Here is a 14,163-nt window from a genome sequence, read left to right as displayed (position 1 = left end):
AAAGAGTTTTAAATCATCATAAAACGTGAGATCATGACTCACTCAGGTAAAAAATCGGGGTCGAGGGCTTGCTCTGGCGTAAAGGGAGATTTTTCTGGGAAGATAGCGATATCTAATCCAGTTTCAATGACAGCCAGCCGTCTAGCGGTTTGATAGCTTTCGTCAAAAACCTGATCAAAGTAAGGTTTCAAACTCGGACTTTCCTGAAGTGCTTTTTGGACTCGCCTGCGGTGTTCCAAAATTGTGTACTGCCAACTTTTTGAGCGCCTTTGAGTTTGAATTTGATATTTGAGCAGATGCATCAGCAACACTTCCAGATTGCTCTCCAATGCCCGCTTTTCACTTCTGCCCATCGTTTCAATTTCTTCAATCAAGTTGTCTAAGTCCAGTTGTGTAAAATTCTTTTGCTTGAGCAGTTCTGCCGTGGTTTGAATCCACAGGTAGAAATCTTGCTCGTACAAATCTGAACCAGATGTTGTTTGAGATTGGGGCACTTGAGCAGTCACGTCGCTTCACTCCGAAGTCAAAAGTCAAAAGTCAAAATTCTCATAAACAAGTTTACTTGCTCTGTATCATGGGTCTGTTTCAGTCATAAGGATCTTTGTGAGCGCCGACTTACACCTTATGCTAGCCCAATCCAATCACAGTTTGGTCATTTGATAGGGTATTGCGTTAAAATAAGCGATCGCTATCCTAGTTCAGTAATGCCCGGAAATTCCCGGAGGTGTGATTGACCAAGTTTATTTTGAAAATTCTGTGGTTAGACGAGAACGTTGCTCTTGCAGTGGATCAAATTGTCGGCAAAGGCACCAGTCCCTTGACTAAGTACTTTTTTTGGCCCAGAAATGATGCCTGGGAAGAGTTAAAAAAGGAATTAGAGTCCAAACATTGGATTACTGATGTGGATCGTGTCGAGTTGCTTAATAAAGCAACAGAAGTGATTAACTATTGGCAAGAGGAAGGCAGAAACCGTCCAATGGCAGAAGCTCAATTGAAATTTCCAGAAGTTGCCTTCACAGGTAGCGCTTGATATTACAAAATTAGCTATTGTCCTGTTCTACAAGCTGCCACAGTTTGATAGTCTTGTCCCGACTGCCACTTGCAATTAATTGTGTAACTTTGCTCACAGCAACAGCAGATACTGAGTCTACATGACCAGAGAGAGTAACAATCTCTTCTGCTGTGCTTACCCTCCAAAGTTTAACTGTTTTGTCGCAACTTGCACTTAGGAGTGTTTCGCCATCGGCAGTAAAAGCCACAGCCACCACAGACCAAGAATGGCCTACAAGTGTGCAAATTAGCTGACCAGTGTTTACCTCCCACAATTTAATAGTGTTATCATCACTACCCGTCGCCAAAATTTGACCATCGGGACTAAAAGCGACTGTCAAAACCGCCCATGCATGACCCGAAAGGGTGCCTAACAAGCTGCATGGGCGGTTTTCAACAGGAGGCAAGGGGGAATGGGGCTGGGGGAAAAGGGGAATGTTCTTTGCCCCTTGTGAGTGGTCTTTTAACTCAGCACTATTCATATCCCCCTGCCCCCTGCTCCCTGCTCCCCTACCTCTTGTTGGTATCTGCCACAGGCGAATTGTTCTGTCATAACTAGCGCTGGCTAAAAGTTGTCCTTGGGGACTAAATGCTACTGAATTGACCTGTAATTGGTGTCCAGCTATGGTGCAAATTTCTTTGCCTGTATTGACATCCCAGAGTTTAATTGTCTTATCCCAGCTACCACTAGCGAGAATCTGCCCATCTGGACTAAAAGCAACTGATTTTACAGCGTGTGCGTGTCCCAAGAGGGTGCAGATTTCCTCTAATGTCTCAACCTGCCACAATTTGATAGTTTTATCGTCGCTAGCAGTTGCCAAAATTTTTCCATCAGGACTGAAAGCAACTGATTTTACAGCTTGGGAATGTCCTGATAAGCTAGCTAGGACTTTTTTAGTATTTAAATCCCACAATTTGATGTTTTTGTCATCACTAGCACTGGCTAAAGTGTAACCGTCAGGACTAATGGCAAGGGCATTCACACTACTTAATGTCCCAGAATGCCCAGTTAATGTATGTAAGCATCGCCAAGGAGGATTTGGTAATTTAAAATTTTGAGTTTTAAATTCCATACCCATTGCTTGCATAACTTCATCAGCTGATTGAAAGCGGCGGTTAAGAGACTTTTGCAGCAGCTTGTCGAGAATTTGCGCCAAGCGTAGACTCTTTGAGTCTTGTCGCCAGACATCGCTTACCTTAGTAGTAAGATATTCTTGCCAAACCCAGCGATCGTTAGCAATATCATATAAATCAAAGGGAGGAATCTGGGTAAGTAAGTAAATACAAGTTACACCCAAGCTATATAAATCACTAGCAAAAACGGCTTTTCCCTTTGCTTGTTCTGGTGCTGCGTATTCTGGACTACCGATACTGGTTTCAAATGTTAGCTGATCAATTTCTGTGACGATTTTCGCAGTGGTAAAATCGACTATAACGAAATTCCCCTTTTTAGTAATTGGGGATCTACGGATGATATTTTGGGGTTTAATATCGCGGTGGATGATGTTGCGTAGGCGTAGCCCGCCGCAGGCATCGCTCATAAACTGCAAAACTGGCAACACATCTTCTAAAAGTTGCCAAATCTGAGTTTCATTAAAAGCGCCTTCTTCCTCAACCACTTGAGCTAAATTAGTGCCTGCAATAAACTCCTGCACTAAATAGAAATGCCCATCTTGCTGAAAATAATTTAGTAATGCGGGAATTTGCGGATGCTTCCCTAATTTTTCTAGTTGTTGCGCCTTTTGCCCAAAAGTAATAGAAGTCTCATATTCTTGCGATAATTCTTGAACGACGCAAGGAATTGGAGGAAACTCACCCTCATCTACAGCGAGGAAGGTTTTAGAGAATCCCCCTTTACCAATCTGCTTGATTAAACGATAACGTTCTTGTAAAAGCAAAATTTCTCTACCTACAAGGTGGGCAAAATGCCCACAATAAGATACTGTCATTTGTTTTTTGGAAGGGCAGAACAATGTTATGCCCTTACCTCATATTCCTGATGTTACTTATCTACAGGAAAATTCACAACTATCGGTGGAAGACCATTGTCTGTAGTTGGTTGTCCTTTGGTAACTACTGGTTGTGGATGCAAAGGTGTTGGTGTCAATTCACCCTTACCAGTTTGATTCCATAGAATCATCGATAGTAGCCCATCCACTAAGCCGTTATTGCTGCCGTTACTGCCAACTAAGACATCTGGAATCAAGCGGACATTGCGATCGCCTATAATCTGCATTAGTTGCATTGCTGTATAACCTTGTGAACCCAAGGCTTCTACACCAGCGCGGTAGGTTTCAGCTTTGGCGTTACCTGTGGCCCGAATACCTTCAGCCTCAGCAATTGCCCTGAGTTTTGTCCCCTCAGCTTCACCATTCGCCTGCTTGATTTGGGCTTGGGCTTTCAGGTCAGCAATCTGTACACTCTGCTCTGATTCCACCATTTCTTGCTGAATCTCAGCCAATGCCGTTTCGCGGACAAGTTGCTGCCGTTGGGTTTGCGCCATCTGCTGAACTTCGTAAGTTTTGCGTTGTTCCTCAGCAATTTTACGTTCTGTGAGTGTATGCATTAATTCTTGTGGTGGGGTAATCAGACCAATTAATGAATCCACTGCTTGCACATCATAAGCACGCAAGGCAGATTTAACGTATTCGGAGGCTTCAGCTTGGCGCTCACTTCGGGCAATTAAGAAATCCAAGATAGTATACTCTTGAGCCGAGTTGCGGAAATAATTCCCCACAATTGGACGCAAAACCTGATCGATAACGTTTTGCATTGAACCTAAGCGTGAAATCACTTTCGGTGCATCTGAAGCACCAATATGGATAATTTGGAATATCTCTAAACTAAAGCTAAAACCATCAAATGAAAGCAGTTTCAGCGCCTGCAAGTTGGTATCATAACCGTGGTTTCCAATGATTCTTTCAGTGAAGTTTAAGACAATATTTGTTGTTGGTACTAGCTCAATTTTCATCACCTTAGTATTGAGCGGGTGTTTCCCAGGATACAACGGCTCAACCCAAACGCCTTTATGTCCTTGATTTACCAAATTCCCGTGGGTGAAAGCTGCTCCGCTCACATCTTGATGTTCTTTGCCTACGAAAGAAATCACCACGCCCACATAACCGATAGGGATTTCAGTCATCGGTACTTGTTCAATATTTACCAACCAAGGGTTCAGGTTCCACGAACCTGATAATAATACCTGTTCTTGTAAACCGCGTTGCCCCCCAGCATCGATAAATTTTTGACCATTTTGGAAATTATCATGCCCAGGAATAATGCGTCCAGCGATTTCACCTGCTGCAATCGATGAACCATCCAAAGTAGTAACAATACCAACTTTCTCTGCTGCTATTTCATGAATGTGCAACTGTTGTGGACTCATGCCATGAGCGCTAGCATTTGCTGCTGTAATCACTTTAAACAGCGCGGTGTTGATGCGGTAAGTCCCGGCGGTGAGAAAACCCATTTGTCGCCCTTTTTCTCCACCTTGCGTGAGGAATTTCCGAGCATCTTGGAAGTTGTCACAACTGACAATTTTACCCAAAATCCGCTCTGGTGGGTTGGATGCCCCATCTGCCGCCACAATCAAAGCGATTTCCCCTTGGGGAACGACAATTACCGGCTCTTTTTTTACAGAATACTGCCAAGGCCCATAGCCCCAATGCCAGCCAGGAGCTAAAGTATCTGCCTGCAAGCCAGCTTCCCCGTTGAGAGCAATCAAACTTCCGGCGGGGAGTCCGCGCCCGGAAAGGGTAAATTTCCTAACTACAATACCGACTTCACGTTCGCCAATTACTACAAGTCCGCCAAAGAATAGGGGGACAAATATGACTAAACCACCAACAAGTAGAATTGGAACCACTACAACAGGATTAATTCCAGCAGCTTGATATTGAGTCCTGCTAATTTGTAACTGAGCAATATTTGGTTTGGTCTGATTTAGCTGGACTGATGCTGTAGTTGTTTTTACAGGCGTGGCATTGGCAGAGTGAATACTTCCAGCCATCGTCAAAGACGTTGGCGCAGCGATCGCTAATGTCGCTACGACAGATGCTGCAAAGCGAGCTACCTTATTTTGTCTACGAGTACCAAGTAAAGATGAAAACCTTTTCATAATCTGTGCCCATCTGGGCAACTAATTAGCTAAGTTAACACTTCACCAAGGCTTGGCTCGATTTCTTAAACTTGGCGTAATTTTTTTAAATTTAATAAATAAGGATTCAGAATACTCCATTTATTTACGGAGAAACTTTTAGCACCCATACAGAATTAATACTGATTTCTGACTTCTGAGTTGTTCATAAATAATTTGTAGGTTGGACATTACCCAACCTACATAGGACTTACGCAAAAATTGCTAAAAAGCTTAATTTCTCGAACCGCCAAGACGCCAAGAGCGCCGAGAATTCGTAGAGTGTGCGTAAGTCCTACTACAAAGTTGAAATAGAAAGTAAAATTAGACCAAACCGCCAGCCGCTTGAAACCGAGCGCGGGCGCGTTTGAAGGCTTGGGTTGCTTGAATTTGGGCTTGGCGATCGTCTGCTGACACTTGACTTAGACGCGCTTCTGCTTGATTGTAAGCAGTACGGGCTTCATCAAGGTTAATTTTGTCGCCACGTTCAGCGCCGTTAACCAGAATTGTCACTTCATTTTCTTCGACTTCGGCAAAACCACCCAAAAGGGCGATCGCTTCCCAATTCTGATTTTTAGCGCCGCGAACTCGCATTACACCAGTATCAAGGGCGGTCAACAGTGGTGCGTGTCCAGTTAAGATACCTAATTGACCAGTGGTGCTAGGTAAAACTACTTCTTCAGCTGGGGCATCCCATACTGTTTTGTCTGGGGAAATTACACGAACGGTTAATGTCATTTGTCTTTTGTCCTTTGTCCTTTGTCCTACCCTACGGGAAGCCGCCCAAAGGGCGTCTATGTCTTTTATCCTTTGTCATTTGTAATTGCCATTAGTCATTAGCACTTGAACTAATGACTAATGACCAATGACCAATGACTAATGACTAACGACTAATGACTAACCTTTGATTTTTTCAGCTTTAGCGATCGCTTCGTTAATATCGCCAACCAAGTAGAAAGCCTGTTCTGGCAGAGCATCCAACTCACCAGACAGAATTTTTTGGAAGCCTTTGATGGTATCTTCCAACTTCACATATTTACCAGGAGAACCAGTAAATACTTCTGCTACAAAGAATGGCTGAGATAAGAAGCGCTCAACTTTCCGCGCCCGCGCCACGATTAGACGGTCTTCTTCAGACAATTCATCTAGACCGAGAATGGCGATAATGTCTTGGAGTTCTTTATAACGTTGCAGAGTTGATTGCACCGCGCGGGCAGTATTGTAGTGTTCGTCACCTACAATATTTGGCTGGAGCATGGTGGAAGTGGAACCAAGGGGGTCAACTGCGGGATAAATTCCTTTAGCTGCCAAACCACGAGATAGTACTGTAGTTCCGTCCAAGTGGGCGAAGGTGGTAGCAGGTGCAGGGTCAGTGAGGTCATCCGCAGGTACGTACACTGCTTGAATGGAGGTAATGGAACCCTCTGTTGTTGAGGTAATCCGCTCTTGCAGTTCACCTACGTCGGTTCCTAATGTGGGCTGATATCCTACCGCAGAAGGCATCCGTCCCAGTAGCGCGGATACTTCCGAACCTGCTTGCACAAATCGGAAGATGTTGTCAATAAACAGCAGCACATCCTGTTTGTTCACATCCCGGAAGTACTCTGCTACTGTTAATCCCGAAAGACCAACCCGCATTCTCGCTCCGGGTGGTTCGTTCATTTGACCGTAGACTAGAGCAATTTTTGATTCGTTAAGGTTCTCGTTATTGATAACCCCAGATTCAATCATTTCGTTGTAGAGGTCATTGCCTTCACGGGTGCGCTCACCCACGCCAGCAAATACCGATACTCCACCATGCTGGGTAGCGATGTTGTTGATCAACTCCATCATGATCACGGTTTTACCAACACCAGCACCGCCGAACAGACCAATCTTACCGCCGCGTCGATAGGGAGTCAGAAGGTCAACAACTTTAATCCCAGTTTCAAACACCGAAGGTTTGGTTTCCAGGTCGGTGAATTTGGGAGCAGAGCGGTGGATGGGTAAACTTGCTTCAGCATTTACAGGCCCCCTGTTATCCACAGGTTCGCCAAGGACGTTGAAAATCCGGCCCAAAGTGGCTTTACCAACTGGCACGGTAATGGGAGCGCCTGTATCGGTGACTTCAAAACCGCGCACTAAGCCTTCAGTGGAACTCATCGCAACAGTCCGCACTTGGTTGTCGCCCAGCAGTTGCTGTACTTCAACGGTGATGTTGATTTCCTGTCCACTTTCGTTGGTGCCAACGATTTTCAAAGCGTTGTAGATTTGTGGCAATTTCCCGCCGGGAAATTTAACGTCTACAACTGGGCCAATGATTTGGGTAATGTAGCCAATGTTTGTTTTTTCTGCGGTTGTGACCATGCTGCGCCTAATGATTGAAGCTATATTTCAGATACGGTCGGAAAAGACATAAGAATAAGCAATGTCACCTTTCACTGTAGCACCGGACGGGGACATAACTCCCTTAGTAATTCCTTAAAAAGCAGCTTGGCTGTTTTAGCTGCAACCCTCATCCTGAAAAGCTTGTCTAGACAAGCGGATGCTTATTCTTTATCCAATTAACACCCTAGTTTTTCACCAAGCTCATTTTAAGCCGCTTAAATAGCGGTACAAGCGTTATGCGTGTCAACACAATTAGGACTTACGCAAAAATTGCTAAAAAGCTTAATTTCTCGAACCGCCAAGACGCCAAGAGCGCCGAGAATTCGTAGAGTGTGCGTAAGTCCTAACAATAAAAATGCTGTGTCTGTTCGCCAGACACAGCCGATATTACACAGGGACAAAAAAACAGTTTTCAGTGAAGGCAAGCCTTTGTCGCTTAACTGTTAACAATCAGCTTGGAATTTCTTATTGCGTTTGAGTATTGAACTAGCACCAATAGTACCAAAAACTAGCAAGCCTACTATAGAAGCTGGTTCAGGAACAGAGGTTGGCTTGATTTCTGCCTTAATTTTTTTATCAATTGCAGCACCAAAGTCTTGGAAGTTCTGTGCTGCTAGAACAAAAGCGGGGTCACCATTGGCATTGGTACCGCCAATTACATTATTTTGATAGAAGGCTTGAAGTCCAACTTCGTTCCCGATAATTACACCGTTAATCGCATCGACACCTAGTGCTAGAGCAGCATTGCGGGCAGCTATTGTATTAGCACCTTCGTTTGTAGCACCGTCACCAGACACATCGATAACTTGGCGTGCACCATCGTAGTCATTATTGAAGAATTTAGGTGCGGCAAAATTGAGTGCAGAACCAATAGCAGTACTGCCATTGAAGCTACGCGTCGTTGCTGCTATATTATTAGCAAAAGTCTGTGCAGCAGCTACACTATCGATCAAACTCCACCCTACAACTTCTTGCTGCTGGTTCACACCAGACCAGTAAATCAGGTTTACTGCAATCTTGCCCAGATTTCCTTTAGAGATAAAATTATTAAAAAGGTCGGCGTTTGAGAAAGCATTAACATAGCCTTGTTTTTGCAGATTGAACTCGCTATTATCTACGCTTCCAGAAACATCAACAAGTAAAGACAATTCCAAATCAACGGGAACCAAAGTGGCAGCGTGGGCGCTGGTTGAAATAGCTAAAACAGACAGACAACAAGATGCTGCCGTGAGTGTTGCACGAACAAAGTTAGAAATTTTCATGATTGACCTTATTAGTTCCAAAAAGCAGATGTGAATAATAAAAATGCTTGAGTAGAAAAATATTTAGGCTTGCCAAGCATTTGGACATAATTGACATAACGCATCCTGTACAAGAAGCTATAAATAAGCCTCTTGCAGCGATCGCAGATATAAGCACTAGTGAAAATAACTAAAGTTTTTAACTTAGCTTTTGTCTTCTAGTTATTTAAAGAGGTTTTATCTGTGTTTTCCTCACTTGCTTATTCACTTAGATTAGTGGCAAATTTTATTAGTGACTAGATTTTTTGCGTGTATTCACATAAGAATTACATTCTAAATTAGAATAAATAACAGCCAAAACTTAGATTTAATGAGACTTGTAGAAGCGGGATCAAATGAATAGTTGACTAAAATTTTGTAAACTTAAGTTGTTCCTTTAAGACAGATTTATCAACGTAATTATGCGTAAGCACTATCTGTACTTATAATTACATCTAAAAGATCATGGTGACACACTGTTATGATACTTACCGATTAAAACTGTAGTGGTTAAAAACTTAGGGTAGCGATGCCTGCGGCGAACTTCTCTACAAGACGCTTTGCGTAGCTTGTTTCCACGGAGTGGTACGCTAACGCTTGCTAAATTCCGTTAGAAAAGTTTACATAAAAAATCTGCTCTCCCTAGCGATCGCAGAAAGAGCAGCTTAATACCATTTATTCAAATAGTTACTACACATCCTCTTAACGCGATTTCGGAATCTGAGTAATTAATAATCACTAATTGCTACTGGGATACCATACAATACTTGTCGGGTTTTGGGGAAAAGGGGAAGGGGAAAGGGGAAAGAAAAAACCTTTAACCTTTTCCCGAAACCTAATTCCGAGTTAAAAATCCTTAACCGAACAGTATTGGAATACCATACATCTTTAGGCTTATACTACGTTAAGAAAGCTTACATAAAAAATCTGCCCTCCCTAGCGATCGCAGAAAGAGCAGCTTAATACCATTTATTCAAATAGTTACTACACATCCTCTCAACGCCATTTCGGAATCTGAGTAATTAATAATTACTAATTGGTACTTTGATTCCATACATCTTTACATTACATTGCTCAAAACAGATTTAGCACACAGCTATATCATAAAACTGCATATTAGTCAACATAAAATAGCTACATTAATCTAATTCCATCCCCTGGATAGATTAAGGTCATGAAAGTTATGCACAAATTAGATTTCCAAATCTTCTGAATATCCCTAATATAAAAATAGGTACAAAAAACTATTTTCAGTTTAGCCAAGCCGCTTTCGCTTCATCCTCACACTTCCACCAAGCAACAGCTTATGAATTTCTCGTCAGCACGACAATATTTTTATCAAGAGATTCAACAGTCTGACGAACACATTGACCTAGCAAAGGCAGCTTTATATATTGCACAAGAAGAATATCCCAAGCTAGACCCAGAGGAATATCTCAACGCCCTTGATACAATGGCATGGGAGCTTCAAGAACGCCTGCCTGATTCACGATATCCTTTGCGGATGGTTCAAAGTATTAACCAATATCTTTACGAAGATTTAAAGTTTTCTGGTAACAAAGTTGACTATTACGACCCACGTAACAGCTTTTTTAATGATGTAATTGACCGTCGGCTAGGTATTCCTATTAGCTTGGCGCTGGTTTATCTGGAAGTTGCCAGACGGATCGATTTCCCGATGGTGGGTGTGGGGATGCCAGGACATTTCCTAATCCGCCCAGATATTCCAGATATAGAGATTTTTGTGGATGCCTTCAATGGCGGTGAAATAATATTTGCTCAAGATTGTGAAGAACGGCTGTCTCAACTTTATCAGCAACCTGTAACGCTACAACCAGAATTTTTAGCTGTAGTCAGTAATCGGCAATTTTTGGCACGGATGCTGACAAATTTAAAATTTATTTACCTTAAACAGCAAGAATTAGAAAAAACACTGGCAGCAGTTGAACGAATTTTGTTGCTATTTCCTGGTTTAACTTTAGAGTTACGCGATCGCGGTCTAATCTATTATCAACTCGGTTACTACCCCCAAGCCGTAGACGACTTACAAAATTACTTAGCAAAAGTTCCCGATGCCCAGGATGCATCTGTAATTCGGCGGCTACTTACGGAATTGGGGAAAGAGGAGTAGGGAATCGGGAGTGGGGAGTGGGGATGAGGGAGCAGGGGGAGCAGGGGGAGCAGGGGAAGCAGGGGAGGCAGGGGAGACAAGGGGACAAGGGGACAAGAGGTGAGAACTTGAAACAAGTCTTTCCCCTTGTCCCCAATTCTCAAGAGTCCCCAAGTCCTCTTACCCATGCCCAATGCCCAATGCCCACTGCCCAATACCCAATTACGAATTACAAATTTTCTGCAACTCGTTTGAGGCGACGCAGCTGGGCTTGCATATCTTCTTTTGTCCAAGATGCGGCAAAGGTGTTAAAACCCCAACTCACTAAGGGGTTAGGGATATTGTACTCAAAGCGGTTGAGTAAGAGCGTTCCCTTTTCTGTTGGCTGACATTCCCAGCGATCGCGCCCTTGAAAAAATCCCTGAAATTCCCAAACTACCAAACCCGGTTGTCGTTCTACAACTACGCTATTCAACGTGGGTTTCAGTAGAGGAATTTGAATGATAAAACGACTTTTACTGCCAACATCAGTACTCCAAGCTTCACCCACAGGTTCGCAACGCAGAACTGGGTTGAGCCAGCGATGCATGAGAGCTAAATCGCTAATACAGCGCTCTACCACCGTAGCTGTAGCATTAATTTGAATCGATTGTTCCAAGACTTGGGACATTCTATATCTCTGATGCTGTTGCTGCAATTAGAGTAACGCAAAATTCAGCACTGTCAGTAGATTAAATCAAATATTAGTAACAAAGTCAAAAATTACTCTTGATATCAATGGCATAAATGTATGTTTTTACTGGTAAATTGATAGGCAAAACACTGAGTCAGTGTTTGCGGTGAATACTTAAGCTTAATTCCCGAAAACCATGAATACAACTTGGCAAGGAATAACCCAGGTGATAGGAGTTGCTTTGTCCACGAGGGTACAGCAATTTTTGGCACAATCGCCCAGCCTGCAACCGCTACAACCACCAGTGAATCAAGGAATTGCTGATGTACAAGGTATTGTTCAACAGTTGATTCTGTTTATACCCCGTCTGTTGGGGGCAGTGGCAATTTTGGTAGCAGGTTGGCTAATTGCGTTGGGCGCGGCGGCGCTGACGCGAGGAATCCTCAATCGTACAAATATAGATAACCGCATTGCCGCAGGGATAACGGGTCGTCAAGATGTTCCGCAAGTGGAGAAATTAATCTCCAGCTTAGTCTTTTGGAGCATTATTCTGTTGACGGCGGTAGCTGTTTTACAGGCATTGGATCTGGAGGTAGCGTCTCGACCTCTGAATAATTTTCTCAATCAACTTATTGGCTTTTTACCAAAGTTGGTTGGTGCAGGAATCCTTTTGGTAACCGCCTGGTTTTTGGCGACTATTGTGAAGATTATCACTGTGCGCTCATTGCAGGCATTTAACCTGGATGAGCGTTTGAATCCAGAACCAGAAGACAGCGCACCCAGTCTCAATCAGTTGTCTTTGAGTGAGACGATTGGCAATGCTCTGTATTGGTTTATATTTTTACTGTTTCTGGCCCCCGTTTTAGATACTCTCGAACTCAGGCAGGCTCTACAACCAGTACAAGCTCTTATTACAGAAGTTCTGCTAATTCTGCCGAACATTTTAGCGGCGGCGCTAATTGCTGTAGTTGGTTGGTTTATAGCTAATGTGGTGCGGCGGATTGTAACAAACTTGCTAGCGACAACTGGTATTGACCATTTAGGTAGTCGGTTGGGATTATCTGCGACTGCGGGGGTGCAACCTCTATCGAATATTATCGGCACAATTGTCTATGTTTTGATTTTGATTCCTGTAGCGATCGCAGCCCTCAATGCCCTAGAAATTAATGCGATCTCTGTGCCTGCGATCGCCATGCTGCAACAGATTCTCAACGCCCTCCCTGCCATCTTTACAGCCCTGGCAATTTTGATTGTTGCCTATTTCGTGGGGCGGTTTATCGCGGATTTGGTTACAAGTATCCTCACCAATTTAGGGTTTAATAACATTTTCACTATTTTGGGTCTGACAACACCCAGTAGACGAATCGTAGTTTCAACAGAATCAACAACCCCGCCGATTCCAACCCGCACACCATCGGAAATTGCAGGCATTGTTGCCTTAGTGGGGATCATGCTGTTTGCAACGGTGGCGGCGGTGAATATTTTGAATATTCCAGCCCTGACAGCATTAGTGTCTGGGATTGTGATTATATTCGGGCGGATTTTGGCGGGATTGGTGATATTTGCCATTGGTTTATTCTTAGCAAATCTGGCTTTTAACATCATTACCAGTTCCGGCGATCGCCAAGCCCAGATTTTAGGACAAGTAGCGCGAATTGCCATCATTGTTTTGGTTTCTGCAATGGCACTGCAACAGATTGGAGTTGCCAGTGATATTGTGAATTTAGCTTTTGGACTTTTACTCGGTGCGATCGCAGTTGCTATTGCTTTAGCCTTTGGTCTTGGGGGACGCGATATTGCCCGCGAACAAGTTCAAGAATGGCTAAACTCTTTCAAAGGTAAAAACTAATTCTTCTGTGACATCTCCCACCACTAAATCGTCCTTCCCGATTTTGGTGGGGGCTTCCGAGACAGACTCTGGATTTGAATATGCGATCGCTCTGGTAAGGTAGTAGATAAAATCAGCCTACCGGAACTCTCATAGTATGACTGACATTCAAATTTCCTTGCCTGAGTCAATGAAAGTCTTTGTCGAGGAACAAGTAGCTAAGGGCGGTTATAGTTCAGCTAGTGAATATCTTCAAGAGCTAATTTTTCAAGACCAACAGCGTAAAGGTCAACAAAAAAAACACGCTCAGTTGATGGCGAAGTTTCAGACACAAGATCAACTAAATAATGAGGAGTTTGAACTAATTGCAGATAAGTTAGCTGACGAATTTGCGCTATATGTTGGGTCTACTTTACCAGTGCTGTCAGATTATGATGTTGACGCATATTTTGACATTAAATACTAAAGATTTCATTTGCTATGCCTCTGAAGGAATTGTAGCGGTTAATCCAACAACACTGTAATTATAGGAATCCGGTTTGATTTCTGAAAATATCTGTAGGATGTGTTAGCACAGAGAGTACGGCATCAAACCCTTGATAATAGTGCGTTACGAACTTCGTTCTAACACACTCTACAATACCTAATTCCGTTCAAAAATCAAATAGTAATCCTGTATTATTCAATGTGCGATCGCCTGTTTGATGGAAGTGAATGCGA

At 43.2% G+C, this 14,163-nt stretch carries 11 protein-coding genes; 4 read left to right on the top strand and 7 right to left on the bottom strand.

Annotated features, from left to right (window positions below):
* Positions 1 to 38: 38 nt before the first annotated feature.
* Positions 39 to 506, bottom strand: a complete 468-nt coding sequence (locus CDC33_RS29250; RefSeq protein ID WP_109011902.1) for a DUF29 domain-containing protein — start codon at positions 504 to 506, stop codon at positions 39 to 41.
* A 224-nt stretch (positions 507 to 730) separates the two neighbouring features.
* Here CDC33_RS29250 and CDC33_RS29245 point away from each other — a divergent pair, with 224 nt between their 5' ends.
* Positions 731 to 1,030 (top strand): 30S ribosomal protein PSRP-3, encoded by a 300-nt coding sequence (locus CDC33_RS29245; RefSeq protein WP_069071048.1) that lies wholly within the window; start codon positions 731 to 733, stop codon positions 1,028 to 1,030.
* Between the two features lie 10 nt (positions 1,031 to 1,040).
* On the opposite strand, the gene CDC33_RS29240 is transcribed toward CDC33_RS29245, so the two are convergent.
* From CDC33_RS29240 to CDC33_RS29220, 5 genes are all read right to left on the bottom strand, one after another.
* Positions 1,041 to 2,999 (bottom strand): serine/threonine-protein kinase, encoded by a 1,959-nt coding sequence (locus tag CDC33_RS29240; protein WP_109011901.1) that lies wholly within the window; start codon positions 2,997 to 2,999, stop codon positions 1,041 to 1,043.
* A 53-nt stretch (positions 3,000 to 3,052) separates the two neighbouring features.
* Positions 3,053 to 5,167 (bottom strand): SPFH domain-containing protein, encoded by a 2,115-nt coding sequence (locus tag CDC33_RS29235; RefSeq protein ID WP_109011900.1) that lies wholly within the window; start codon positions 5,165 to 5,167, stop codon positions 3,053 to 3,055.
* A 342-nt stretch (positions 5,168 to 5,509) separates the two neighbouring features.
* Positions 5,510 to 5,923 carry an ATP synthase F1 subunit epsilon gene (gene atpC, locus CDC33_RS29230; RefSeq protein WP_109011899.1) on the bottom strand — a complete coding sequence of 138 codons (414 nt, stop codon included), beginning with the start codon at positions 5,921 to 5,923 and terminating at the stop codon, positions 5,510 to 5,512.
* A gap of 159 nt (positions 5,924 to 6,082) precedes the next feature.
* Complete coding sequence (atpD, locus tag CDC33_RS29225) at positions 6,083 to 7,531, bottom strand: F0F1 ATP synthase subunit beta (protein WP_012410748.1); 1,449 nt, start codon at positions 7,529 to 7,531, stop codon at positions 6,083 to 6,085.
* 464 nt (positions 7,532 to 7,995) lie between these two features.
* A complete protein-coding gene (locus tag CDC33_RS29220) occupies positions 7,996 to 8,814 on the bottom strand; it encodes a DUF1194 domain-containing protein (RefSeq protein WP_109011898.1) in 819 nt (272 codons plus the stop codon).
* A gap of 1,324 nt (positions 8,815 to 10,138) precedes the next feature.
* Between CDC33_RS29220 and CDC33_RS29215 the strand changes: the two genes are divergently transcribed.
* Entirely contained in the window at positions 10,139 to 10,963 is an 825-nt protein-coding gene (locus CDC33_RS29215) for a SirB1 family protein (RefSeq protein ID WP_109011897.1), read from the top strand.
* A gap of 208 nt (positions 10,964 to 11,171) precedes the next feature.
* Here the strand turns inward: CDC33_RS29215 and CDC33_RS29210 are convergent, their stop codons facing one another.
* Entirely contained in the window at positions 11,172 to 11,612 is a 441-nt protein-coding gene (locus CDC33_RS29210; RefSeq protein ID WP_109011896.1) for an SRPBCC family protein, read from the bottom strand.
* 199 nt (positions 11,613 to 11,811) lie between these two features.
* Here CDC33_RS29210 and CDC33_RS29205 point away from each other — a divergent pair, with 199 nt between their 5' ends.
* Together CDC33_RS29205 and CDC33_RS29200 are read left to right on the top strand one after the other, a co-directional pair.
* On the top strand, positions 11,812 to 13,464 hold the full coding sequence (locus CDC33_RS29205) for a mechanosensitive ion channel (RefSeq protein WP_109011895.1): 1,653 nt from the start codon (positions 11,812 to 11,814) through the stop codon (positions 13,462 to 13,464).
* Between the two features lie 136 nt (positions 13,465 to 13,600).
* Positions 13,601 to 13,909: a ribbon-helix-helix domain-containing protein gene (locus tag CDC33_RS29200; protein ID WP_109011894.1), complete on the top strand. Its 309-nt coding sequence runs from the start codon at positions 13,601 to 13,603 to the stop codon at positions 13,907 to 13,909.
* Positions 13,910 to 14,163: the final 254 nt, after the last annotated feature.

This window comes from Nostoc commune NIES-4072 (assembly GCF_003113895.1).
GTDB classification, from domain to species: Bacteria; Cyanobacteriota; Cyanobacteriia; order Cyanobacteriales; family Nostocaceae; genus Nostoc; species Nostoc commune.
Note: the sequence above shows the minus strand (reverse complement) of the source record. Positions and strands in the feature narration are given on the sequence as shown.

Coding starts and splice junctions, on each gene's coding strand:
- CDC33_RS29235 (WP_109011900.1), bottom strand. CDS start 5,167: ATGAAAAGGTTTTCATCTTTACTTGGTACTCGTAGACAAAATAAGGTA.
- CDC33_RS29220 (WP_109011898.1), bottom strand. CDS start 8,814: ATGAAAATTTCTAACTTTGTTCGTGCAACACTCACGGCAGCATCTTGT.
- CDC33_RS29200 (WP_109011894.1), top strand. CDS start 13,601: ATGACTGACATTCAAATTTCCTTGCCTGAGTCAATGAAAGTCTTTGTC.
- CDC33_RS29210 (WP_109011896.1), bottom strand. CDS start 11,612: ATGTCCCAAGTCTTGGAACAATCGATTCAAATTAATGCTACAGCTACG.
- atpC (WP_109011899.1), bottom strand. CDS start 5,923: ATGACATTAACCGTTCGTGTAATTTCCCCAGACAAAACAGTATGGGAT.
- CDC33_RS29205 (WP_109011895.1), top strand. CDS start 11,812: ATGAATACAACTTGGCAAGGAATAACCCAGGTGATAGGAGTTGCTTTG.
- CDC33_RS29215 (WP_109011897.1), top strand. CDS start 10,139: ATGAATTTCTCGTCAGCACGACAATATTTTTATCAAGAGATTCAACAG.
- CDC33_RS29240 (WP_109011901.1), bottom strand. CDS start 2,999: ATGACAGTATCTTATTGTGGGCATTTTGCCCACCTTGTAGGTAGAGAA.
- atpD (WP_012410748.1), bottom strand. CDS start 7,531: ATGGTCACAACCGCAGAAAAAACAAACATTGGCTACATTACCCAAATC.